Here is a 23,602-nt window from a genome sequence, read left to right as displayed (position 1 = left end):
TCTCCCACGGATCTGTACTGCGTCAACAGTCAGAATCGGGCTTTGTCCCTCCTCCTCCCTTCAAGTCCCAGCATACAAGCGGGCTTGCTCGCGAAAGCGGTGTGTCAGTCAACATCAATGCTGGATGTGCCGCCGCCTTCGCGAGCAAGCCCGCTCCCACAGGTTCTGCGCTGCCATGCCGGTTGTGTTCGCTCCAGTGTTTGACTAATCTCGCACAAACACGCAAAAACAGGCATAACCATGCAAGCCGAGCATTCCATCACCGAACTCCCGCAGTTGCGCCGTCAGAAAATCCTTTTGATCCTCGAACGCGACGGTAAGGTCATGGCCTCCGAGCTGAGCCAGCATTTCGCTGTGTCCGAAGACACCATTCGCCGGGATCTGTCGGAGCTGGCCAGCGCCGGGCTGGTGCAGCGGGTGCATGGCGGGGCGCTGCCGCGGCCCAAGGATACGGGCAAGGATTACTTCACCCGGGTCGGCGAAACCGATGAAGTGAAAACCCGTCTGGCCCAACTCGCCGCACGCCGGGTCAAAGATGGTCAGATCGTGATTTTCGATTCCGGGAGCACCACGCTGCAGATTGCGCGCTCGCTGCCCGCTGACATCTCCATCACGGCCATCACCGCGTCGCCGATGATCGCGATCACCCTGGCCGAATACAAAGGCATCACGGTGATTGTTGCCGGTGGTCAGCTCAATCCCGCGACGATGTCTTCCGGCGGCCATGAAACCCTGCGGTTGATCGAAGGCATCAAGGCCGATCTGCTGTTCACCGGGGTCTGCGCCATTCATCCGGAAGTCGGCATCAGCTCGCTGCATTTCGATGAGGTACCGGTGAAGCAGGCGATGCTCGCCAGCGCTTCCCATGTGATTGCCGTCACCACCGCGGACAAACTGGGGGCGGTGGAGCCTTTCGTTGTTGCGCCTTGCAACCGCGTGCATACCCTGATCACCGAACGTCACGTGGCCTCGGGCAATGTCGAGGATTATCAAAAACTGGGGATCGAGGTGGTGCAGATAGACGCTTGAGCGTCATCGCGCTCAGTGCTGCATGGGTTACGCTGATAGCAACGACGGGAGGAATGCAGCCATGACTGAGCGCCATATGATCCACTCGGAAACGCTATCGAACGGATGCAGCATCGAGGTTAAAGCCGAGATATTGAGAGACGGCTCGTTGAAGATGTTCATGGGTGTCTATTGGCCGGACGGTTCGGCCATCGTTGAGGACAACCATCCGTCGCCGCATCTGCTGGACATGGAAGCGGCGATGGAGTGGGCTATCGAAAAAGCCAAAACCATCGGTAACAGCCAAAGAACGCTGTAAGGCCCTGCGATAACTGAATCATTGATTGGCTGGAAGGTCGTAGTTATGGGTTTGAACGCACTGCGATTTATTTCGCGGGAAGCGTCACCTCATCCCCGCAGCTCTGACCTTTTAGGACGTTCAAATGAAGCGCACCGCGATAATGACCCTGGCCATTGCAAGTACCCTCCTGTTGGGAGGCTGCTTTCCTCACTGGGAAGATGATGACAGGTACGATCGGGATCACCGCCGTGAATACCGTCGCGACCATGACCGAGGTTATGACCAGCGTGATGATCGACGGTATGACCGGGATTACGACCGGCGTGATGATCGCCGTCGTTACCGTGACCGGGACCGCGACGACCGCGACGACGATTGATACTTGCTCGCCAGCCTTCAGAGCGGGCACCACCGCTCTGATCTGCCGTCAGTCCTGCGAGGTGTCACCATGGGAATTCTGCCTGGACGTTTCACTCGGCATGTCAGCCACTGGTTGATCGCGGCGGGTATCGGCCTGACCGCCATAATGCCCAATGCACAGGCGCAAACCCCACCTCAAGCCACTCAGGAAATAAACAGCTTGCTGGACTTCGTCGAGCACAGTGAGTGCCGGTTTGTGCGCAACGGGAGCGAATACCCGGGCGCTGAGGCCCGGGTACATTTGCAGAAGAAACTGACGTACCTCGAAGACAGAAACAAGGTAAACAGCGCCGAAGACTTCATCGAGCTGGCGGCCACCCAAAGCAGTATGAGTGGCCGCGCCTATGAAGTGCGCTGTCCGGCGGGGGTACAACCGGCCAGCCTCTGGCTGAAGACTGAGCTACAGAGGCAACGGCAACGTCATTGATTTGCGTCTTGATGGGCTAGCGCAGTAGATGCACCGCCAGCCCGATCAGCCCGCACCCCATCAACACCTCGATCACACCCCGCTTGAAGCGGAACAAAGCGATGGCCGCTGCAATGGCGATCAGCGCCGAAGGCCAGTCGAGTTGGCCGCCGAAGCCGTTGGGCCAGAGCACGTGGTAGCCGAAGAAACACGCCAGATTAAGGATCACGCCGACCACCGCCGCGGTAATCGCGGTCAGCGGCGCGGTGAGCCTGAGTTCGTTGTGCGTCGACTCTACCAGCGGACCGCCGGCGAGGATGAACAGGAACGATGGCAGAAAGGTGAACCAGGTCACCAGCGTGGCGGCGAGGGCGCCGGCCAGGAACACATGATCAGGGCCGAACACCTGCTGAACATAGGCGCCGACAAAGCCGACGAAGGCCACCACCATGATCAGCGGCCCGGGGGTGGTTTCGCCGAGTGCCAGACCGTCGATCATCTGCGTGGGTGTCAGCCAGCCATAATGGCCGACCGCGCCCTGATACACATAAGGCAGCACGGCGTACGCGCCGCCGAATGTCAGCAATGCCGCTTTGGTAAAGAACCAGGCCATCTGGGTCAGGGTGCCTTCCCAGCCGAACAGAGTGGTGAGAATGCCCATCGGCAATACCCACAACGCCGCACCCACCAGCACCAGACGCAGCAATTTAAAACTGTTGAAGCGGGCGTGTTCGGGAGGCGGGGTATCGTCATCGATCAAGGCTGGGCCGAAGGATTTTTTCTCCGTGCTGTGGCCCCCGGTGCGGAACCGTTCAGGTGCCAGACGTCCGCCGACATAACCGATGATCGCGGCGCCCAGCACAATCAACGGGAACGGTACATTGAACACGAAGATGGCCGTGAATGAAGCCGCGGCGATGCCCCACAGCCAATTGTTCTTCAATGCCCGCGAGCCGATTCGGTGGGCCGCCTGCACCACAATGGCGGTCACGGCAGGCTTGATCCCATAGAAAAGCCCGGCCACCACCGGCACTTCGCCAAAGGCGATGTACACCCACGACAACCCGATCAGGATGAAAAGCGAAGGCAGCACAAACAGCACGCCGGCAATCAGGCCGCCCCACGTGCGGTGCATCAGCCAGCCGATGTAGGTCGCTAACTGCTGAGCCTCAGGCCCAGGCAACAACATGCAGTAGTTGAGGGCATGCAGAAAGCGCCGTTCCGAGATCCAGCGTCGGCGCTCCACCAACTCCTGGTGCATGATCGAGATCTGTCCGGCCGGCCCGCCGAAACTGATGAAACCCAGCTTCAGCCAGAACAGAAAGGCTTCTCGCAGGCTGATCGCCTCAGGCTTCGACAGGTCCTGTTCGACGGTGGAAGAGGGGGCTTTATTCAAATCACGATTCCTTTTTCAAAGGGCAATTCAAGCCTTCACGGCGTACCAAACATCGCCGTCCAGTAAATGCCTGCGTCACTCTTCGGGTCCACCGCGTAGGCCGCACCCAGCTCGCGAAATTGTGGGTTCATCAGGTTGGCGCAATGGCCCGGGCTGGCCAGCCAGCCATCGACCACCTTGCGCACGGTGTCTTGCCCGGCGGCGATGTTCTCGCCGACCTGCTGGCCCGCATAACCGGCCAATTCAGCCCGATCACCCGGTGTGCGGCCGTCGCGGTCCTTGTGATCGAAATAGTTATTGTTGGCCATGGCGCGGCTGTGGGTCTCGGCCGCGGAGCCCAGTGTGGCGTTCCAGGCCAGCGGCGTCGTGGCGGTGAAGGCTTGGGTGCCGCACTGGCGCGTCTGAGCGCGGGCGCTATTCATCGCTTCAAGCAGTTTCTGTCCCTCGGCCTGCCAATCACCCAAACGCCCGGTCAACAGCGGACGCGCAAGCACGATGCGCCACTCACGGCCATCGCGGCTGACGCCGATGTCGACGAATTGCGGGTCCAGCACCACTTGGCAGAAGCTCTCCTGAATCGCCTTCATGGCGGACGGCGCATCACGCGGGCCGGACAGGCTGATCGCCTGCACATTGACCATTGGATACGCCGCGCGGGCCAGTGCCTGTTGCAAGTTACCGATGCTGTTGGCGGACAGGACCAGACGCGGATCGCTCGCCAGCGGCGGCAACTCCGAAGACGCCTGGCCGCCGCAGCGCTGCGCCTGGCTGCGGTAAATGTTGATCGACTCGACCAGTTGCGTTTCATCGGCCGCCGACGCGGCGACGCTGAACACCAGCCCGATTGACAACACGGCAAGATGCAAAACGGATGACAGGCTGCGCATGAAAATCTCCCTTGGACGGACTGCACTCATGATGCGCGATTTCCCCCCTGCGCACGCAATGCCTTTTTGCGCCGAAGTGCGTTTATTGTCAGACGGCTGGAATGACGTGCGACGACTACAATCACAGCAGGTCAGCACTACAACATCGCAGTTTCATTGCTCAAGCCAGTGTCATCGGAAGGATCGATCATGCGATTAAAATGGGTAGTCACCTGCTTCGCAATCATCCTTCTGTGCGGCCAGGTGTTGGCGACTGAGCAGGAGCAAAAACAGGAAGTGGCTGAAGACAAGGCGCAGGTCCTGGAAGAGAAAGCCGCCGAGAAGGACAGCGAACTTCCGGTGCCCAAGTCCGAGGTCATCACCCCCTCCGAAGTGCAGGCGGTCGATCCGGCAGGCGCAGCCCCTCTGGACGATGCAATCACCTGCTTTGCACGCAGTATCTATTGGGAAGCCAAAGGTATTGCACCTGCCAACATGGAAGCCGTCGCCAGCGTGGTTATGAACCGGCTCGGCCATGGTGGGTTTCCCGATACGGTGTGCGCCGTGGTCAAGCAAGGCTCTGAAACGGGCTCCTGCCAGTTTTCATGGTGGTGCGACGGCCGTGCAGATCAGGTAAAGGAAGACGACGAATATGCCCTCGCCAAGGAAATCGCGCGCAAGGCACTCAACAAGCAACTCACGGATCGAACCCATGGTGCCTTGTATTTCCACGACAGAACGGTGAAGCCCGCCTGGGCGAAGAAATACACCAAGACGGCTGAGACCCGGAAATTCCTGTTCTATAAACCTCGTGGCGGGACGGCAAAATAGGAGTGAACCGCTTGATGAGCATTGGGGGAGGGTGCTATTCGTACAATTTTACGGATTCTTTACGGTCGATATTCTCCCTCGCGACGATACTTGCCGCGTTTTTTTGATCATGAATATGCCTGTAATTTTTCCTGATTCCAGTCAGTTAAGTGCGAAACCTGTGGGAGCGGGCTTACTCGCGAAAGCGGTGTGTCAGGCGACATTCGCGAGCAAGTCGAATCGTCGCACCGCCGCTCCCACACGGATCTCTCTAAACTGACTGACATTGCAATCCTTCCTCCTTATCGAGAAGCAACCCGTGAGCGAAACAGCGACCCCGGCCCATGAAGAATCCCATTCCAAAACCTCAGGAGTGGGTTTGCTCGTCGCCGCGGTGGGCGTGGTTTATGGGGATATCGGCACCAGCCCTCTTTACACCCTCAAGGAAGTATTCGCCGGTCATTACGGAGTCCAGGCCAATCACGACGGTGTACTGGGCGTTCTGTCGTTGATCTTCTGGTCACTGATCTGGGTCGTCTCGATCAAGTACGTGCTGTTTATCCTTCGTGCCGACAACCAGGGCGAAGGGGGCATCATGGCCTTGACGGCACTGGCACGTCGGGCCGCGGCGCCGTATCCCAAAATGAGCAGGGTCCTGGTGTTGCTTGGCCTGTTTGGCGCGGCACTTTTTTACGGCGACAGCATGATCACCCCGGCCATCTCGGTGCTCTCTGCGGTTGAAGGGCTACAGCTTGCGTTCGATGGCATTGAGCATTGGGTGGTTCCGCTGTCCGTGGTCGTCCTGGTCGCACTGTTCCTGATACAGAAACACGGCACGGCTCGTATCGGCATCCTGTTCGGCCCGGTCATGGTGCTGTGGTTTGTGGTGTTGGGCACACTTGGCATTTACGGCATCTTGCAACGGCCGGAAGTTCTGCAAGCGCTGAACCCTGCCTGGGCGGTGCAATTTTTCGTGGTCCATCCGGGCATTGGCGTCGCCATTCTGGGCGCCGTCGTGTTGGCATTGACCGGTGCCGAAGCACTGTATGCCGATATGGGCCATTTTGGTCGCAAACCCATTGCCCGAGCCTGGTTCATCCTGGTGCTCCCCGGCCTGGTACTCAACTATTTTGGCCAGGGTGCGCTGATCCTCGGGAACCCGGAAGCGGTACGTAATCCGTTCTATCTATTGGCACCTGACTGGGCGTTGCTGCCGATGGTCGCGCTCTCGACACTGGCCACCATCATCGCCTCCCAGGCGGTGATTTCCGGCGCGTTCTCACTGACTCGCCAGGCCATTCAGCTGGGTTACGTGCCGCGTATGTTTATCCAGCACACCTCCAGTCAGGAGCAGGGGCAGATTTACATCGGCATGGTGAACTGGGCGCTGATGGTCGGCGTCGTGTTGCTGGTCATCGGTTTTGAATCGTCCAGTGCGCTGGCAGCGGCTTATGGCGTGGCGGTGACGGGGACCATGCTGATTACCACCATTCTGTCCTCGGCTGTTGTATTGCTGCTTTGGAAAACACCTCGTTGGCTGGCTATTCCGATGCTCTTGGGTTTTCTCATAGTGGACAGCCTGTACTTCGCCGCCAACGCTCCAAAGATCTTCCAGGGCGGTGCGTTCCCGGTGATTGCTGGTATTGCCCTGTTCATATTGATGACCACCTGGAAACGGGGCCGAAAGATCATTGTCGAGCGACTGGACGAAACCTCGCTGCCGCTGCCGTTGTTCATCAGCAGCATTGGCTCGCAACCACCCCATCGTGTGCAGGGTACCGCGGTATTTCTGACGGCCAGGGCTGATGCGGTCCCTCATGCCCTCTTGCACAACCTGTTGCATAACCAGGTGCTGCACGAGCAGGTGGTGTTGCTCACCGTGGTGTCTGAAGACAGCCCACGCGTGGCGGCGGACCGGCGATTCGAGGTCGAGGCTTATGGTGAAGGGTTCTTTCGAGTGAGTCTGCACTTTGGTTTTATCGAGGAGCCCGACGTGCCTCTGGCGTTGAGCCTGTGCCATTTGAAAGAGCTGGATTTCAGCCCGATGCGCACCACTTACTTCCTCAGCCGTGAGACTGTCATCCCGACCAAACGTATCGGCATGGCCCGTTGGCGTGAAAGCCTGTTCGCGTTCTTGCTGAAGAACGCCAACAGCAACCTCAAATACTTCAAGTTGCCGCTCAATCGCGTGATAGAACTGGGCACGCAGGTTGAGATGTAGACGCGATTCATCTCTGTGGGAGCGAGCCTGCTCGCGATTGCATTCAGCCATTCCAGGTAATGTTGGCTGATCCACCGCTATCGCGAGCAGGCTCGCTCCCACAGGTTTTGCACTTCTACTGTTTGGAAGCCTTTAGCCTTGAAGCGCTTCCATCAGCACTTGCACCAACTGCCCACCTTGCGGCGTAGCCCAGCTTCCGGCGAGTTCTGCAATCAGCTGGTTAGTGGTCGTCAGCGTCACGCCGCCTTTATCCATCCGCCGCAGGGCGATGTCATCGGCCATGACACTCGGTGAGCCGCCGCCATCGGCCACCACCTGAACTTCATACCCCTCGCGCACCAGACTCAGCGCCGGATAGACCGTGCAGACGTCATTGGTGACACCGGCAATGATGAGTTTTTTACGGCCCGTGGCTTTGACGGCGGCGGCGAAGTGTTCATCGTCCATCGCGTTGACGATACCCAGTCGTTTGACGCGGGAAGCGAATTCGGCGGGCAGGATCTGCTCCAGTTCACTGAGCAGCGGCCCCTGAGCGTATTCCTCCATGCTGGAGGTCAGGACCACCGGAAGCTTCAGAATACTGGCCGCTTTGGCGAGCATCAGCGCATTGCGTTTCAGCTCTTCGAACGGAATGGATTTCACCCACCCCATCGTCCCCACCTGGTGATCGATCAACAGCAGGGCGGCATTGTCGGCACTGAATTTTTCGTACGTCATGATGATTCTCCTGGCAGCAAGGTTGGGGCATGCATGGGAATGGCAGTTTCCTCAGGCGCTTTGAGCCGGGCTCATGGTCGGGTAATCGATATACCCCTGAGCGCCCGCTGCGTAGAACGTGTCTTTGTCCGGCACATTCAGCTCGGCGCCTGTGCGAAAACGCTCGGGCAGGTCGGGGTTGGCGAGGAATGCGTTGCCAAACACCACCGCGTCGGCCTGGCCCTTGGCGAGCAGGGACTGGGCGGCGTTTTGGTCGAGTCCGCCACCGATCAGGTAGCTGCCATCGAACAGTGGGCGCAGCAAGGCGTGGTAGTCGACGCTGGCGCCGAACAGGGCCACGTGCAGATAAGCGAGATTCAGCCCGCGCAATTGCTCGACCAGCCAGGTGTAGGTTTCTTGCGGGTTGGCATCGACGATGTCGTTGAAGTTCATTTCAGGGGAGAGCTTGATGCCGACGCGATCACTGCCAATTTCCGTCGCTATGGCGTTCAACACCTCCAGTACAAAACGAGCACGTTTTTCAACCGATCCACCGTACTCATCCGTGCGCTGATTGCTGCTCGTCGAGAGAAACTGTTCAGGCAGATACCCCGAAGCGGCATGCAGTTCGACACCGTCGAAACCGGCCTCGATGGCCAGGCGTGCGGCCCGACGGTAGCCCTCGATGACCGCGGCAATCTCGACCACGGTCAGCGCATGTGGGGTGACGAAGTCCTGAAGGCCCGTGGCTGTCCAGGTCTGGCCGGCGGGTTTGATCGCGGAGGGGGCCTGTGGCAGGGCGCCATTCGGCAGCAGCGAAGGGTGCGATATGCGTCCGCAGTGCATCAGCTGCATGAAGATCCGACCGCCGCGAGCATGTACGGCCTCGGTGACGTGCTTCCAGGCGGCCACTTGCTCGGCGGTTTCGATACCGGGAGTGCGCACATAACCCTTGCCCAAGGCCACAGGGAACACCCCTTCAGAGATGATCAATCCGGCACCGGCGCGCTGCGCGTAGTAGGTCGGCACCAGCTCGGTAGGTACCCCGAAATCATCGGAACGCGAACGGGTCATCGGGGCCATGACCATGCGGTTGGTCAGTGTATGGCGACCGATCTGGACCTGAGAAAAAAGCGAATGCATTGCGGTACTCCTCGGTAAACGATGTGGCTATCATTGATCAATCCGAATCCGGGATAAACCGGGTAAAACTGAAATGACTGATCCACTGATGGAGCAATGACATTGGAGTTTCTCAACGACATGGCGTTGTTCGTCGAAGTCGTGAAGGCGCGCAGTTTCCGCCGGGCGGCGGAGGCGATGGGGATGCCGAACTCGACGCTGTCGCGTCGGATAAGTGGCCTTGAAAAGGAAATCGGGCTAAGGCTTTTGCATCGCACCACGCGCAAAATCGAGCTGACCGAGGCAGGGCAGTTGTACTTCGATCGCTGCAAACGCATCGTCGACGAAGCCCGGCTCGCGCACGAGCAGCTCGGCGAAATGCTTGCCCGGCCCAGCGGAGTGCTGCGGGCTTCACTCCCGGTGGATTTCGCCAATATCTACCTGGCGCCGCTGATTGCGGAGTTTGCCCGGTTGTATCCCGGTATCAGCTTCGAGTTGGATCTGACTCCGCGTCAGGTCGATCTGGTGAGTGAGCCGGTTGATGTGGTCATTCGCATGGGCGAACCCGCGAGTTCGAATCTGATCGCCCGTAAGCTCGCCAGTTTGCGCCGCGGCCTGTATGCCTCACCCCGTTATCTCGAACTGCACGGTGATCCGATTCAACCCACGGACCTGACCAGCCACGAATGCCTGCGTATGCGCGGCACGCGCGCCGACCGCTGGATACTCTCCGGCAGTGAAGGGGAGGTGGAGGTTGAGGTTGGCGGTCGATTCGAACTCAACAGCGTGGGAATGATTCGACGGCTGGCGACGCTGGATCTGGGTATCGCGTTATTGGGGGAAGGTATCGTTGCGCAAGACCTCGCCGATGGCACACTGCGCAGAGTCTTGCCGCAGTGGCAGGCTTCACCCGTCTCGGTTTACGCCCTCACCGAGACGCGGCTGTTGCCAGCTAAAACCCAGCGGTTTATCGAGTTTCTGCGTGAGCGGCTTCAGGATGCGTAGCGATCCGGGCTGTTCATGGGGTGGGCTCTTTCTCAAATCTTGTGCAAAATCACGGGTACGACGTACTACCGCGTATTGATCGCAGATCCTGCACCAAGCGCCCTGAAAGAAAGATGTTAAGCCCGTATTGTGAGTAATCGACCGCGCTAATGCAGTGCAACGAGAACCCATATGAAAAACCATTTTGAGATAAGTGATGTCTTTGAGCCCAAGATCAAGTAACCCATCAGCCGCCGGCGGTAATAGCATGATCGAGGTCACCGAGGTTTCCATTGCCCAACTGCGTGCTGCGCTCGAATCGGGCCAGACGACGGCGGTTGAACTGGTCCAGGCCTATCTCGCCAGGATCGATGCCTACGACGGCCCCGACACGCCCACCGCCCTCAACGCAGTGGTGGTTCGCAACCCCGATGCGCTCAAGGAAGCGCAGGCGTCCGATGCCCGTCGGGCCAAGGGCGAATCGCTGGGGCCGCTCGATGGCATTCCCTATACGGCTAAAGACAGTTATCTGGTGAAGGGGCTTACCGCCGCTTCTGGAAGTCCCGCGTTCGCGAACCTGATTGCTTATCGCGATGCGTTCACCATCGAACGGCTTCGTGCCGCTGGCGCAATTTGCCTGGGCAAGACCAATATGCCGCCCATGGCCAACGGCGGCATGCAGCGCGGGGTGTATGGCCGGGCTGAGAGCCCGTACAACGCTGGCTATCTCACCGCACCCTTCGCCTCGGGCTCATCGAACGGCGCCGGTACTGCAACCGCCGCCAGCTTCGCGGCATTCGGCCTCGCCGAAGAAACCTGGTCGAGCGGACGTGGCCCGGCGTCGAACAATGGTTTGTGTGCCTATACGCCTTCGCGCGGAGTGATCTCGGTGCGCGGGAACTGGCCGTTGACGCCGACCATGGACGTTGTCGTGCCGTTTGCCAGAACCATGGCCGACCTGCTCGAAGTGCTCGACGTGGTGGTGGCGGACGATCCCGATACACGAGGCGATCTGTGGCGGATGCAACCCTGGGTGCCTATTCCAAGTGTCGCCTCGGTGCGTCCCGCTTCCTATGGGTCGCTTGCCGCCAATACCGATGCCCTCGCTGGCAAACGCTTCGGCGTTCCTCGTATGTACATCAACGCGGATCCCGATGCCGGCACGAGCGATGCGCCGGGTATCGGTGGTCCGACGGGGCAGCGAATCAACACCCGTCCTTCCGTGATCGGGCTCTGGGAGGAGGCACGCAAGGCACTCGAAGCCTTTGGGGCCGAAGTGATCGAGGTCGATTTCCCGCTGGTTTCCAATTGCGAGGGTGATCGTCCCGGTGCGCCAACGGTGTTTAACCGGGGCCTGGTTTCCAAAGAGTTCCTTCACCATGAGTTGTGGGATCTGACGGCCTGGGCGTTCGACGATTTTCTGCGGGCCAACGGCGATCCAGAACTCAATCGCCTGGTCGATGTGAACGGGCCGCTGATTTTCCCGCACGACCCGGGAACGCTGCCCAACCGTGAGGGCGACCTTGCCGCTGGCATGGATGAATATGTGCGGATGGCCGAGCGCGGCATCACCCCTTGGGACCAGATCACTACGGTACCCGACGGACTACGCGGCCTTGAGCAGACGCGCCGAATCGATCTTGAGGACTGGATGGATCGGTTGGGGCTCGACGCAGTGATCTTCCCGACGGTGGCCGACGTTGGGCCGGCGAATGCCGATGTCGATCCGAAGTCTGCGGACATCGCGTGGAGTAACGGTGTCTGGGTCGCCAACGGCAATCTCGCCATCCGCCACCTGGGTGTTCCCACGGTCACGGTGCCGATGGGAATCATGCCGGACATCGGCATGCCCGTCGGGCTGACCTTCGCCGGTCGGGCCTATGACGATTCGACGCTACTGCGCTTGGCTTCGGCGTTTGAGTCGACGGGGACGAAGCGATTGATTCCGCCGCGAACCCCACCGTTGTCGGGGGGTCAGAACTAGGAAGGGCGGGATTGGCGCACGGCACACGCGTCAATCCCGCCCGGTAACGGTAAGCCAGGGCAGTCTGGCTGTACTCAAATCGTCGCTCGCAAAAATAGTGTGCGGCGCAGCCGATGTGTTTTCCCGGGCAAAGGTGCAGTGTCTTGTCTTTCTAACGCAGTCCTGTCCAGGTTGAGAGGTGGATTTCATGAACAACATCATCTACATCGTCGGGGTAATTGTGATCGTCGTGGTTATCCTGTCGTTCCTCGGGTTTGCATAGGCTCCAAGACCCCGCAAAAGCCAGTTTCCCTGGCAGCCGTCCCGATGCGCTCGGCTATCGGCCCAGCAGAGGTGCCAGCAGTGCGCACATGCTGCGCCAGTGCGAACCCTCCCAGTAAACCCGTTGGCAGGCGTCGCAGCGCAGGAAGTGCGAATAGAGGGCGCCAACGCGGGGCGGCACCTGCAACCGGGCCACTTCCGGGCTGATCTCGTGCAGAGGCAGGTTGCAATGCAGGCACAGGCTGAATGGTCGCGCGCTACGCGCCAGGTCCAGGCGCTCGTACAATTCGCGCAGCTGCAGCGACGGTTTCAGGGCATGCACGTAACAGCCGTGGCTGATGATCCGCCGCTTGAGCAGTTCGCGGTCGCGGGTTAGCACGATGCGTCCTTGCTGCGCTGCGATCTCGGCGATCTCGCCGTCCTCGAAGCCATTGTCGTAGAGGGTGTCGAAGCCGCTCATGCGCAGCAGGTTGGCCAGCCCGCCAAGGTGCGCATCAGCGATAAAGCGCAGCACCCGTAAAGGTTGCGCACGAACCTTGAGCAGCGGGCTGATGTCCAGCGCTTCGAACTTGGGATACACCGCCAGCCGGTCATTGTCGAAAATCACCCGCTCCAAGCCCACTGACTCGCCATTGAGCAGCACCAGCTCGACCTCGGTGTGCGGAATTCCGAGCGCTTCGATCATGTGCTTGACCGTCGCCCCGCGTGCGCACTCGCAGGTGAAGGACTGCCGCCGGCGGTCGGCCGGCAGGAAATCGTTGAGCTCCTCGTAGAAGCGGAAGGTTGCACGGGTCATGTTAAACAGTATGGCAGGGCTGCAGCGCTGGTTAACCTTTCAAAGCCGCTTCAATCGCAGCGATGTCGATCTTGCCCATCCCCATCATGGCGTCGAACGCACGCTTGGCCGCCGCTCGATCAGGATTGGCTATCGCGGCAGTCAGCACGCGTGGAGTGATCTGCCACGACAGTCCCCACTTGTCCTTGCACCAGCCGCATACATTTTCCTGGCCGCCGTTTCCGACGATCGCGTTCCACAAGCGGTCGGTTTCGGCCTGGTCGTCGGTCGCAACCTGGAACGAGAAAGCCTCGTTATGCTTAATCTCCGGCCCGCCGTTCAGCCCCAGACAAGGGATACCCATCACCGTGAACTCCACCGTCAAGACATCGCCCTGTTTGCCCGCCGGATAGTCGCCAGGCGCGCGAAGGACAGTTCCCACGGCGCTGTCCGGGAATGTCTGGGCGTAGAACGTCGCAGCGTCCAGCGCGGTGCCGTCGTACCAGAGACAGATCGTGTTCTTGCTGATCATCTTGGTTCTCCAGAATTGGCGTGTTATTCAGTGCCGTCGGTCATGACCGACGGGTGTTTGTTCAGACGATTGACCGCGAACAGAATGGACCGTTTCGATGACGCTCTATTAATTTTTGCACTCCGACAACACCACCTGGCAGGTATTGGGCGTACCCCCGGATCGGCCGGCATAGCGAATGCAATTATCCATGGATTTTTTGCGAGCGATGCTCAAGGTATCGCCCCAAGCCAGGCCGCCCTCGCCGGCAGTGGGTATCGCTTTTGCGTAGCAGTTTGAGCCTGTATTTGAGCCTGTATTTGAGGCTGAATAGCTTGCCGTGGAAGCTTTGCCTGCACATCCCGCCATCAGCGCCAGGCTGATCGCGAGCAGGGAGGGCAGGACCCATGACGAACACTGGCGCGCTGTTTTTCCGGTCATCCCGTTTCCCCTGAGGCTAGAGGCGTGTTTGTGCTGGTGCTCTACTCAGATTAGTCGACCCATGGCCGTGGCTTCGCTACTATTTTCACAGTTTGCAAAGTCACAACCGTCGCTTGATCAGAGGAGACGCAGCATGGACCGATTCACCGGCGGTTGCCTGTGCGGCAACGTCCGAATCGAGGCGTCGGGACACCCATACCGGGTCGGCCTTTGCCACTGTCTCGATTGCCGCAAACATCATGGGGCTCTGTTTCACGCCTGCGCGATATTCCCTCAGGACGCGGTGACGATCGAGGGTGAAACACGCGACTACGCCGGGCGGTTTTTCTGTCCTCGCTGCGGCTCCTCCGTTTTCGCCCGCACCGGCGACGAAATCGAAGTGAGCCTGGGATCCCTGGATACCCCTGACCAACTGACACCTACCTACGAAAGCTGGATCGTGCGTCGCGAATCCTGGTTGCCGCCGTTTCCGCTGACGCGACGATACGAGCGCGATCGTGACGCCACGGGGCGCTTTGAGGAGTAGGTCGCATGTACGGTGCGAAGACGCCGAGAACGGACACCACCGTGTGGCTCACCCGTCCTGCAACAGTTCCAGGGCACGATCAAAGTCGAACAGTTCCACCTGCTCCGCGACCAGAACCAGGCGTTTGGCCAAGGCGCGATCGAGTGACAGATTGCGCAGTTCGGTAAGCGCTTCCATGGCCGCCGTGTCACTTTCGGCCAAAAGACCTTTGAGCCTGTTCAGTTGCTCGCTCAACTTGGGGGCATTCTGCAGGCCATCGCTCATCGATGCAGGGGCGTTTGCGGTCAGGTCAGCCAGGGCCGCCAAGGTCGGCAGCAGGCAACTCTCGACCTCCGTCGCCAGCTCTTGCATCACCGTAGTGGGCTCGCCGTTCTGGCAGGCCTGTTCCAGCACAGCGGCAGCCTGCGCCACGGTTTTGGCGCCGATGTTGCCGGCCGTGCCACGCAGGCTGTGAGCCACTCGTCTGGCCGCGCCAGCATCCGGGTCAGCCAGTGCCGCCTGGAAATGCTCGGCAAAGCCTGTCTGAGAGTCGCGAAACTTGCAGAGCAGGCGAAGATAGAGTTCTCGCCGGCCCATGCAGGTGGCTAGGCCGGCAACCATATCAATGTCCGCAAGACGATCCGGCAACCCATCCGGCAGGCCTGCATTTGGCGATGATGGTGCTGCCTGGGCAGCGGGCTGTGGCCTGATCCATTTTGCCAGTGTGGCGAACATGTCATCGACATCGAGTGGCTTGGATATATGGTCGTTCATGCCACTGCTCAGGGCTCGCTCGCGGTCACCGTCCATGGCGTTGGCAGTCATGGCGATCACCGGTAACGCGTTAAAGCGCGGCTGCTGGCGAATCCGCTGGGTGGCGGTGTAACCGTCCATCACTGGCATCTGGCAATCCATCAACACGCCGTCGAAGTTGCCATCCTCAGCCAGGATGTCCAGGGCCTCTTGGCCGTGCCTGGCCAGTTTCAGCCGTATTCCGACACTCTCCAGCAGCTCGCAGGCCAGTTCCTGATTCAGCTCGTTATCTTCTACCAGCAGCAGCCGGGCTCCATTCAGGCTGGCTAAGGTGCTGGCATTCTGTTGGGAGCGTTCGCCGGCCCGAGTATCGCTCTGCGGGCCTTTGCCCAGCACCACGCCGATGGCTTCGAGCAAAGAGGACGGTGTTACTGGCTTGGTCAGCACCACCGGTAACTGGATGCCTTGGCGCTCGGCTTCCTCGCGTGCCTCTTCGCGACCGAAAGCGGTGACCATAATGACCGACGGCGTATGCATCAGGCTGGCGGAATGCATTCTGCTCACGGTTTCCACGCCATCCATGCCGGGCATCCGCCAATCCATCAGCACCAGATCGTAGGGCAGCGCCTTATGCTCGGCGTCGGCCAACATGCGCAGCGCCAGACTACCGTTATGCGCGACATCCACTTCCAGGCCAAAGCTGCGCGCCATGCCCGAGAGGATTTCACGGGCACTGGCGTTGTCGTCCACGACCAGCACCCGCATACCCAGCAGTTCATCGGCCTTGAACATACGACGCGGCTGAACGCCTTGCTGAACGCCGAGGCGCACCTGGAAATGGAACGTGGAGCCGACTCCCGGCTCGCTCTCAACCCAAATGTGGCCGTCCATCAGCTCCACCAACTTCTTCGAGATGGACAAACCCAGCCCAGTGCCGCCGTATTTGCGCGTGGTCGAGCTGTCGGCCTGACTAAACGACTGAAACATGCGCGAACACTGCTCGACGGTCATGCCGATGCCCGTGTCGCGCACCCAGAAATGCAGTTGCACGCGGTCGTCCTGCACGCCAACTTCTTCCATACCAACCACAATTTCGCCACGTTCGGTGAACTTCGCAGCGTTATTACCCAAGTTGATCAGCACTTGCCCCAGGCGCAGGGGGTCTCCGAGTAGTGCAGTGGGTAGATCGGGCGGGGTCTGGAACAACAATTCCAGGCCCTTGTCCTCGGTTTTCAGGCCAATCATGGCGGCGAAGCTGTCGAGTACGTCCTCCAGGCGGAAGGGGGTCTGTTCGAGGCTCATCCTGCCGGCCTCGATCTTGGAAAAATCGAGGATGTCGTTGATGATCCCCAGCAGGTTCTCCGCCGAGCGGTGCACCTTTTCAATGTAGTTGCGCTGGCGACTATCCAGATCGGTACGCAGTGCCAAGTGGCTCATGCCGATGATGGCGTTCATGGGCGTGCGGATCTCGTGGCTCATGTTGGCGAGGAACTCGCTCTTGGCCTGGGTCGCGTCCTCGGCCGCCGCCCTCGCCTCTGCCAGTGCAGTCACGTCGATGTTGATGCCGGTTGCGCGCAAGGGCTTGCCGTCAGGTGTACGTGAGAAGCGGGTGAGCGATTTGAATGTGCGCACCCGCCCATCGTTTTGCCGCACGATGCGAAAGTCGAACTCGGCGCGATCATCATCACTTTGGATTGCGCGCTCGAACGTGCTACTGGCACGCGCCATGTCATCCGGATGCACCAGCGCCTTCCAGTGCTCCAGAGTGCCACCGAATTCGCCAGGCTCAAGCCCGAACAGCGTTTCGAGCTGTGGCGTCCAATAGTTTTTGCCGCTGATCAGATCAACGTCGAACAAACCGATGTCGCCGGCCTCCTGCGCCAGGTTCAGGCGATCGCTGGCAATACGCAGCTTGGCCTCCATCGCCCTGCGCTCGCTCACGTCGCGCACCGAGGCACAAACGCAGACGCCACGGCCCTCCAGGCGGGGCAGATGGGACAGGCCAATTTCCACGGAGAACAGGCTGCCGTCCTTGCGCACGCCGCTCAGATCATCCAGGTCGCCGCCCATCTGCCGGGTGCCGCCGCTGGCAATGAACCCGTCGCGTAACTTGACGTGCCGCTCGCGGGCAGCCTGCGGCACCAGGCGCTCGATGCTGGCACCGATCAGTTCGCCCTGTTCATAGCCAAACAGCGTGTCCATTTGCGGATTGGTCATCAGGATGCGGCCGTCGGCCCCCAGCACCAGCATACCGTCCGGTGCCGCCTCGATAATGCCGCGGTACCAGGCCTCGGTGGCGCGCAGTGCTGCCTGCTGGGCCTCCAGTTCCCTGGCCTGGCATTCCAGTTGCAAGGTTTGGGCACCCATCTCGTCAGCCTGGCGGCGAGTTTCCTGCAGCAGCGCCTGGGCCGCCTCGCTGCGTTCCATAATGGCCATGGCACCGGCCAACCTTGGTAGCACTTCCTGCAGCAGCAACGCCTCGTTCTCTTCCAGGGAGCGAAAGCCGGCCATTTCCATAACCCCCAGCAGACGCTCGCCACGCAGTACGGGCTGAACCAGCAGATGGCTGGCGGGGGCTTCGCCCAACTGTGTGCGCACACGCCAGAACTGCTCGGGCAGATCCTTGAGCTGGCGGGGTTGGCGATCCAGCGCACACTGGCCAAGTAGCCCTTCACCGAGCTCGAGTTCAGCGCGCAGTGGCCGCTCACTGTCCACCGCATAACCACCCAACAATTGCAGGCGTGGTGCGCCTTCATAAAGCACGTACAGCGCCCCTTGGCACATGCCCAGCTGTGGCGCGATGCGGCCAAAAAAAACCTGGGCCAACTGTTGCGGCGTCTCTGCCTGTTGCAGATCCACTTGCAGGAGCGAGGCGTGGGTTTTGACCCAGCGCTGGCGCTCAAGTTGACAAGCCTCCAGTTGCAACGTAGCGATGGCGCGCGCCAGGTCGCCGGTTTCGTTGCGAAGGTCGGTGTGAGGGATCTGACCGTCCAGTTTGCCGGATGCCAGCTCGTCAACCGCCGCGCGTACGCGATTCAGCGGCACGCGGATGGAGTGACTGACCAGCCAGGTCAACAGCAAGGCCAGCGTCGATCCGCCCAGCAGCAACACATAAGTGATCGTGCTGCTGTGCTGCGCATACTCGGCCAGATTCTTCGCCGTATCGTGGATGTCGGCTTCCTTGTTTTTCTCTATCTGCAGAAGCAGCTCTTCGCTTTCCTGCTCCCGCGCGAGAAATTCCTTACTGTTGAGTAACATAAGCGCCTGACCCAGGGAGCCCTTGCCAGCCAGTTCCAGCGCTTCATCGCCATTTTTCTGCAGGCGCTGCAAGACCACCTCAAACTCCAGCAAGCTGTTGAGGCTGCTCGGTCGCCGCAGCGTTGGGCGAACCTGCTCCAGGGCCTCGTGCAGACGCTCCTGGGCGACGTCCATCTGCGCTCTGGCGCTGATGCGGATGTCCGCGTTGCTGGTAGCGACGGCGCGTTGCAGTGCCAGCAACAGATGCGGCAGCCGCACCCGAATCTCCTGCACATGCTGGATACCGACCAAATCCTGTTGGTACAACTGCTGCATTTCGTACCGGAGTGAATACTGGGTGCGCAGGCTTTGCACGCCCAGCACCAGGATCAGTACCAGCAACGCAGAGAAGCCGATGATCAATTTACTGCGCAGGGACAGGCGCTCGAGCAGCTCGAACAGTCTGTTCATATACCGCCTCATTCAGCTGGGTGTGCACAAGGATGCAAGGACTCAGGGCTGCTCAGCGATCTTCTCCAGCGAGGCTAACTGCTTGGCCATGTCCTGATCGCTGTCGGCGAACCGCTCGGCAATTTCCCGGAACCGTTCGGCATTGGCCAGAAAGGTATCGCAGATGTCTGGGTCGAAATGCGAACCCCGGCCTTCGCGCATAATTTCCACCGCCTGCTCATGGGGCATACCGGGTTTGTACACGCGGCGGCTGATCAGCGCATCGTAGACATCCGCCACGGCCATCAAACGGGCGCTGATGGGGATGTCGTCGGTGGCCACCCCTTGCGGATAGCCACTGCCATCCCATTTTTCCTGGTGGCCATAGGCGATTTCCTTGGCCAGATGAAGGAAGTCGACGCCTATCCCTAACTGATCCTCGGCGTGTTGGATGGCATCGCGCCCCAACGTCGTGTGGGTCTTCATGATCTCGAACTCTTCCGGAGTGAGACGTCCCGGCTTGAGCAGGATGCGATCGGGAATGCCGATCTTGCCGATATCGTGCAGCGGTGCCGACTTGAACAGCAGCTTGATGGTTTCCTCGTCGAGGAAGTGGCGGAAGCGAGGATGCTCGCGCAGTAGCTCGGCCAGCAGTTTGATGTAGTGCTGAGTACGGCGAATGTGGTTGCCGGTTTCGTTGTCGCGGGTTTCGGCCAGCGATGCCATGGCGTGGATGGTGACGTCCTGGATGGCAATCACTTCGCGGGTGCGGCGCTGCACCTCCTGCTCCAGGAATTCGTTCTTGTCACGCAGGAAATCCGCAGCCGCCTTGATCTTGATCTGGGTCGCGACCCTGGCCATGAGCACCGGGGGGATGATCGGTTTGGTGATGTAGTCCGCGGCGCCCAGGCTCAAGCCGCGAATCTCGTCCTCTGTGGCAGCCATGGAGGTCAGGAAAATGATCGGAATATGGCGAGTGCGGGGGTCAAGCTGGAGCTGCCCGGCAACCTCGTAGCCGGACAGGCCCGGCATCATGATGTCCAGCAGGATCAGGTCGGGAAGTGGGTCGCTCTGGAGAAGACGCAACGCTTTCTCGCCGCTGTTGGCTGCCTTGACCCGATAGCTGTCCTTGAGTAACTCGGCTATCAACATCAGGTTGTCGGGGGTGTCGTCGACCACCAGAACGGTGGCTGATGGATAAACGCTCTGCATGCTATCCATAGATGTTGGCTCCCTGGCCTGACAATTAAGGAGAGGCCGTACTTACGCCATTCCCTTGCTGGCAAGCGTAGCTAGGAAAATCTGCAATCGCTAGGAGAAAGTCGGAGGCTTGTGGGTGTCCGTTTCTGGCCGATTTCTGCCTGTTGCGACTGACCGAAATCGGACCCAAAGCGGACCCAAAGCGGACATCAGGCATCAGTCGTTTACCTGCCTCGCCTGGAAGGTAATACGCTGAGGTTGAGATTCCCCGCGGCCATCTTCAAATTCTGCCGTTTGACGCTATTTATAATGCTGCTCAAAAACCGCTACCTGCTCCGGCGTGATCAGTTGAAAGGGCACCCAGACATCCGTCTCGACCGGCTCCCCTTTGATCATCTTGATGGCCGCTTGCAGCGCGCTGGTCGCTTGCGCTTTGGGGTCTTGAAAGACCGAGGCTACGAGCATCCCGCGCTTGATGGCCGCCAGACCGTCAGGCAGGCCGTCGATGCCGACAATTGCAATCTCGCCCTTGGCTTTGCCGGCTTGCTGCAATGCCATGGCGGCGCCGATCGCCATCTCGTCGTTGTTGGCCACGATGGCATCGAAGCCGGTGCCGGCCAGCAGCCAGTTGCTGGTCAGGTCCATCCCTTTGTTGCGCTGCCACTCGGCACTTTGTTGTTCGACGATCTTGATCCCGGGATAGTCCTTGAGCACCTGTTTGACGCCTTCGGTGCGGTCGTGCGTGGAGTTTTGCGCCAGGTCGCCCATGATGATCGCAATGTTGCCTTTGCCCGCCATCTTGTCAGCCAGGTAGCGCATTTGCAGTTGCCCGGCCTCAACGTCGTTGGACGCCACCGTGACCACGCCTTTGGGCAGGACGCTTTCGTCCGGATGGCGGTTGACGTAGACAAGCGGTATGTTCGCTTCGACGGCGGCGCGAGTCATATTGGCGGTGGCGGCGGTGTCCACGGGCAGGACGATGACGGCATCCACTTTCTGGCCGAGAAAGCCCTGAATCTGATTGAGCTGGCGAACCACATCGCCCTGGGCATCCTCGAACTGGATCTGGATGTTCTCCTTCCTGGCGGCATCTTCCAGGCCGCTGCGCACATAGGTCATGAAATTGTCGTCAACCCTGGCAATGCTGACGCCGATGCGATAGCTGGCGGCGGCCCATTGGCTGAAGAGGAATAACAGCGTGGCAAAAAGAAGTGTGCAGCGACGCATGATGGCTTTTCCTTTTTTGTTATGAGTTGAAATTCATCAAGATCAAAAACGTGGGGGCTGGCGCTCTCTGAATCAAACCCGTCGAGAGCGCCAGCGTCCTCAATCCAGCGTGAAAGCTAGCCGAAAGCGTTCAAGTGCCGCTTCGCTGTCGCCGCTGGCCCAGCCCTCAAGCCCGACGACACCGGTGTATCCCATGCGGAACAAGGCTTTGGCAATGGCCGGATAATGGATTTCGCCGGTGCCCGGCTCCATGCGGCCGGGGACATCGGCGACCTGGATTTCCCCGATGGCGCTGCCGGCACGCTGGATCAGTTCGATCAGGTTTCCTTCGCCGATCTGGGCATGGTAAAGATCCAGGTTCATCTTCAGATGAGGGCTGCCCACGGCCTCGATCAGCGCCAGGGTATCGTCGGCGCGAGCGAAGGGAGTGCCGGGGTGGTCCACCTCGGTATTGAGGTTTTCCAGCAAGAATACCCGGCCTGCGTCTTCGCCCAGGCGAGCGATTTTTTCCAGGGTCTTGCAGGCGCTCAGCCACATGCGTCCGGTGGTGTGGGCCACGGGTTTGACCGGCAAACCTTGGTCGCCCAGGCCAGTGCCATGCAGGTTGAGACTCGGGCAATTCAGTTGTGCGGCGACGGCCAGCGATTCTCGTGCGCTATCGAGCAGATGCTGGATGTCTTCGGGGTCGGTCAGGTTGCCCGAGATGTAGCCGGTCATCGAGGTGAAGTCAGCGCCCGTGGCGACAAGGGCCGCAATGTCTTTCTTCGTCCAGTCCCAGAGTTCGGCGCTGAACCCCAGCGCGTGAATGCGTTTAACGCGCTCTGTGAATGGCAGATCAAGGAAGACCATCTCGGCACTGATCGCCAGTTTGAACGGTGTGAAACTCATGAATGGGCTCCTTGCACGCGCACAGGTTTGCCCTGCTGGAAGGACTCGATACACGCGCGGGCAATGGCCAGTGCCGCCCGGGCATCTTCACCGCTGGCGAGGGGTTTATCGCCGGTGCGCAGGCAGTCGACAAAGTGATTGAGCTCGGCCACGTAGGCATCACGCAGCAGGTCGGTGTCCAGGCGCTGGGTGTCTGTCTGGATGCCATTGGCCAGATAACGAACCAGGTCAGACTCACTGACGCTGCCCATGGTCAGCATGCCAGCGCTGCCGAACACTTCTCCTCGAACATCGTAGCCATACACGGCCTGAAAATTGGCCTCGGCCGTCGCGATGGCGCCGTTGTCGAAACGGATCGTGACCACGGCGGTGTCGAGGAAACCCTTGGCCTTGTAGTCCGGTGCGATCAGGGCATCGGCCATGACAAAAACCTCAACCGCTTCGGCACCGGGATTGAGGTAGCGCAGGGTATCGAAGTCATGGATCAGGGTTTCGAGGAAAATCACCCACTGCGGCGAGGCAGCCGGGTTGTTCAGCGCCGGGTCGCGGGTCAGCGAGCGCAGCAGTTGCGGCGTACCGATGCGGCCGGCGACCACGTCCAGGTGAGCCGCGCGGAAGCTTTTGGCAAAGCGGCGGTTGAAGCCGACCTGCAGTGGTACTCGCGCATCGGCGGCTGCGGCGATGGCGCGGTCGGCCTCGTCGAGGGTGATGGCCATGGGTTTTTCACAAAACACACCTTTGCCGGCCCGGGCCGCACTGATCACCAGTTCGGCATGGCTGCGGGCGGGGGCGGCAATCAAGACAGCGTCTATTTCCGGGTCATCGAGCAGTTGTTGTGGATCGGTATAGACCCGTTGCACACCCAACTCTGCAGCCAGACGGGCGGCTTGACCGGGGGTAGGGTCGGCGATGGCGGCCAGGCAGGCGCCGGGAATGTGTCTGGCGGCAGTCAGGCCGTGAAAGCTGCCCATGCGGCCAGCACCGATGAGACCCAGGCGGATGATCTTGGACGTACTCATGAAATGACTCCCTTTTATTGTTGTTCAATGACTCGCAGCAGGAATGTCCTCGCTGGCGTTAATCAAGAGAGCAAGGGCTGTGCCAATATCTAAACGCTTGATATTTAAGGAGTTAATTAAT

Annotated in this window: 21 protein-coding genes; 9 read left to right on the top strand and 12 right to left on the bottom strand. The window is 60.0% G+C overall.

Annotated features, from left to right (window positions below):
• The first annotated feature begins 240 nt into the window (after window positions 1-240).
• From ACZ9IM_RS20275 to ACZ9IM_RS20260, 4 genes are all read left to right on the top strand, one after another.
• Entirely contained in the window at window positions 241-1,029 is a 789-nt protein-coding gene (locus tag ACZ9IM_RS20275; RefSeq protein ID WP_427623480.1) for a DeoR/GlpR family DNA-binding transcription regulator, read from the top strand.
• A 61-nt stretch (window positions 1,030-1,090) separates the two neighbouring features.
• Window positions 1,091-1,327, top strand: a complete 237-nt coding sequence (locus ACZ9IM_RS20270; protein WP_008006271.1) for a hypothetical protein — start codon at window positions 1,091-1,093, stop codon at window positions 1,325-1,327.
• 124 nt (window positions 1,328-1,451) lie between these two features.
• Entirely contained in the window at window positions 1,452-1,688 is a 237-nt protein-coding gene (locus ACZ9IM_RS20265) for a hypothetical protein (RefSeq protein WP_427623481.1), read from the top strand.
• Between the two features lie 69 nt (window positions 1,689-1,757).
• On the top strand, window positions 1,758-2,156 hold the full coding sequence (locus tag ACZ9IM_RS20260) for a YfeK family protein (protein WP_427623482.1): 399 nt from the start codon (window positions 1,758-1,760) through the stop codon (window positions 2,154-2,156).
• Between the two features lie 16 nt (window positions 2,157-2,172).
• On the opposite strand, the gene chrA is transcribed toward ACZ9IM_RS20260, so the two are convergent.
• Window positions 2,173-3,531: a chromate efflux transporter gene (gene chrA / locus ACZ9IM_RS20255; RefSeq protein WP_476224830.1), complete on the bottom strand. Its 1,359-nt coding sequence runs from the start codon at window positions 3,529-3,531 to the stop codon at window positions 2,173-2,175.
• A 35-nt stretch (window positions 3,532-3,566) separates the two neighbouring features.
• A complete protein-coding gene (locus tag ACZ9IM_RS20250) occupies window positions 3,567-4,418 on the bottom strand; it encodes a CAP domain-containing protein (RefSeq protein ID WP_476224829.1) in 852 nt (283 codons plus the stop codon).
• 189 nt (window positions 4,419-4,607) lie between these two features.
• On the opposite strand from ACZ9IM_RS20250, the gene ACZ9IM_RS20245 reads away from it, so the two are divergent.
• Together ACZ9IM_RS20245 and ACZ9IM_RS20240 are read left to right on the top strand one after the other, a co-directional pair.
• Window positions 4,608-5,228 carry a cell wall hydrolase gene (locus ACZ9IM_RS20245; protein ID WP_427623485.1) on the top strand — a complete coding sequence of 207 codons (621 nt, stop codon included), beginning with the start codon at window positions 4,608-4,610 and terminating at the stop codon, window positions 5,226-5,228.
• A gap of 298 nt (window positions 5,229-5,526) precedes the next feature.
• Window positions 5,527-7,428 carry a potassium transporter Kup gene (locus tag ACZ9IM_RS20240; RefSeq protein ID WP_427623486.1) on the top strand — a complete coding sequence of 634 codons (1,902 nt, stop codon included), beginning with the start codon at window positions 5,527-5,529 and terminating at the stop codon, window positions 7,426-7,428.
• A 132-nt stretch (window positions 7,429-7,560) separates the two neighbouring features.
• On the opposite strand, the gene ACZ9IM_RS20235 is transcribed toward ACZ9IM_RS20240, so the two are convergent.
• Both ACZ9IM_RS20235 and ACZ9IM_RS20230 read right to left on the bottom strand, forming a co-directional pair.
• A complete protein-coding gene (locus tag ACZ9IM_RS20235; RefSeq protein ID WP_008068209.1) occupies window positions 7,561-8,145 on the bottom strand; it encodes an isochorismatase family protein in 585 nt (194 codons plus the stop codon).
• 51 nt (window positions 8,146-8,196) lie between these two features.
• Window positions 8,197-9,267 (bottom strand): alkene reductase, encoded by a 1,071-nt coding sequence (locus ACZ9IM_RS20230; protein ID WP_476224828.1) that lies wholly within the window; start codon window positions 9,265-9,267, stop codon window positions 8,197-8,199.
• A 102-nt stretch (window positions 9,268-9,369) separates the two neighbouring features.
• Between ACZ9IM_RS20230 and ACZ9IM_RS20225 the strand changes: the two genes are divergently transcribed.
• Together ACZ9IM_RS20225 and ACZ9IM_RS20220 are read left to right on the top strand one after the other, a co-directional pair.
• Window positions 9,370-10,251 carry a LysR family transcriptional regulator gene (locus ACZ9IM_RS20225; RefSeq protein WP_427623621.1) on the top strand — a complete coding sequence of 294 codons (882 nt, stop codon included), beginning with the start codon at window positions 9,370-9,372 and terminating at the stop codon, window positions 10,249-10,251.
• Between the two features lie 247 nt (window positions 10,252-10,498).
• Window positions 10,499-12,214 carry an amidase gene (locus ACZ9IM_RS20220; RefSeq protein WP_476224827.1) on the top strand — a complete coding sequence of 572 codons (1,716 nt, stop codon included), beginning with the start codon at window positions 10,499-10,501 and terminating at the stop codon, window positions 12,212-12,214.
• Between the two features lie 316 nt (window positions 12,215-12,530).
• Here the strand turns inward: ACZ9IM_RS20220 and ACZ9IM_RS20215 are convergent, their stop codons facing one another.
• The 3 genes from ACZ9IM_RS20215 to ACZ9IM_RS20205 all read right to left on the bottom strand — a co-directional run bounded on the left by ACZ9IM_RS20215 (window position 12,531) and on the right by ACZ9IM_RS20205 (window position 14,202).
• Window positions 12,531-13,271 carry a Mut7-C RNAse domain-containing protein gene (locus ACZ9IM_RS20215; RefSeq protein WP_476224826.1) on the bottom strand — a complete coding sequence of 247 codons (741 nt, stop codon included), beginning with the start codon at window positions 13,269-13,271 and terminating at the stop codon, window positions 12,531-12,533.
• A gap of 31 nt (window positions 13,272-13,302) precedes the next feature.
• Window positions 13,303-13,782 (bottom strand): VOC family protein, encoded by a 480-nt coding sequence (locus ACZ9IM_RS20210; protein ID WP_476224825.1) that lies wholly within the window; start codon window positions 13,780-13,782, stop codon window positions 13,303-13,305.
• Between the two features lie 108 nt (window positions 13,783-13,890).
• Window positions 13,891-14,202, bottom strand: a complete 312-nt coding sequence (locus ACZ9IM_RS20205; protein WP_427623490.1) for a hypothetical protein — start codon at window positions 14,200-14,202, stop codon at window positions 13,891-13,893.
• 133 nt (window positions 14,203-14,335) lie between these two features.
• On the opposite strand from ACZ9IM_RS20205, the gene ACZ9IM_RS20200 reads away from it, so the two are divergent.
• Window positions 14,336-14,728, top strand: a complete 393-nt coding sequence (locus ACZ9IM_RS20200; protein ID WP_063343341.1) for a GFA family protein — start codon at window positions 14,336-14,338, stop codon at window positions 14,726-14,728.
• A gap of 48 nt (window positions 14,729-14,776) precedes the next feature.
• Here ACZ9IM_RS20200 and ACZ9IM_RS20195 read toward each other — a convergent pair whose 3' ends face one another.
• The 5 genes from ACZ9IM_RS20195 to ACZ9IM_RS20175 all read right to left on the bottom strand — a co-directional run bounded on the left by ACZ9IM_RS20195 (window position 14,777) and on the right by ACZ9IM_RS20175 (window position 23,481).
• The gene (locus ACZ9IM_RS20195) at window positions 14,777-19,168 is read right to left on the bottom strand and encodes a response regulator (RefSeq protein ID WP_476224824.1); all 4,392 of its coding nucleotides are present in this window, start codon (window positions 19,166-19,168) and stop codon (window positions 14,777-14,779) included.
• Window positions 19,169-19,210: 42 nt separating this feature from the next.
• Window positions 19,211-20,368 carry a response regulator gene (locus ACZ9IM_RS20190; protein WP_427623492.1) on the bottom strand — a complete coding sequence of 386 codons (1,158 nt, stop codon included), beginning with the start codon at window positions 20,366-20,368 and terminating at the stop codon, window positions 19,211-19,213.
• Window positions 20,369-20,647: 279 nt separating this feature from the next.
• Window positions 20,648-21,574 carry a sugar ABC transporter substrate-binding protein gene (locus ACZ9IM_RS20185; RefSeq protein WP_476224822.1) on the bottom strand — a complete coding sequence of 309 codons (927 nt, stop codon included), beginning with the start codon at window positions 21,572-21,574 and terminating at the stop codon, window positions 20,648-20,650.
• Between the two features lie 99 nt (window positions 21,575-21,673).
• Window positions 21,674-22,462 carry a TIM barrel protein gene (locus tag ACZ9IM_RS20180; protein ID WP_427623495.1) on the bottom strand — a complete coding sequence of 263 codons (789 nt, stop codon included), beginning with the start codon at window positions 22,460-22,462 and terminating at the stop codon, window positions 21,674-21,676.
• Window positions 22,459-23,481, bottom strand: a complete 1,023-nt coding sequence (locus ACZ9IM_RS20175; RefSeq protein ID WP_427623496.1) for a Gfo/Idh/MocA family oxidoreductase — start codon at window positions 23,479-23,481, stop codon at window positions 22,459-22,461. Before ACZ9IM_RS20175 ends, ACZ9IM_RS20180 begins: the two co-directional genes overlap by 4 nt.
• Between the last annotated feature and the right edge of the window lie 121 nt (window positions 23,482-23,602).

It is taken from the genome of Pseudomonas sp. TE12508 (assembly GCF_056279485.1).
This window is presented reverse-complemented; position numbering and strand designations above follow the sequence as displayed.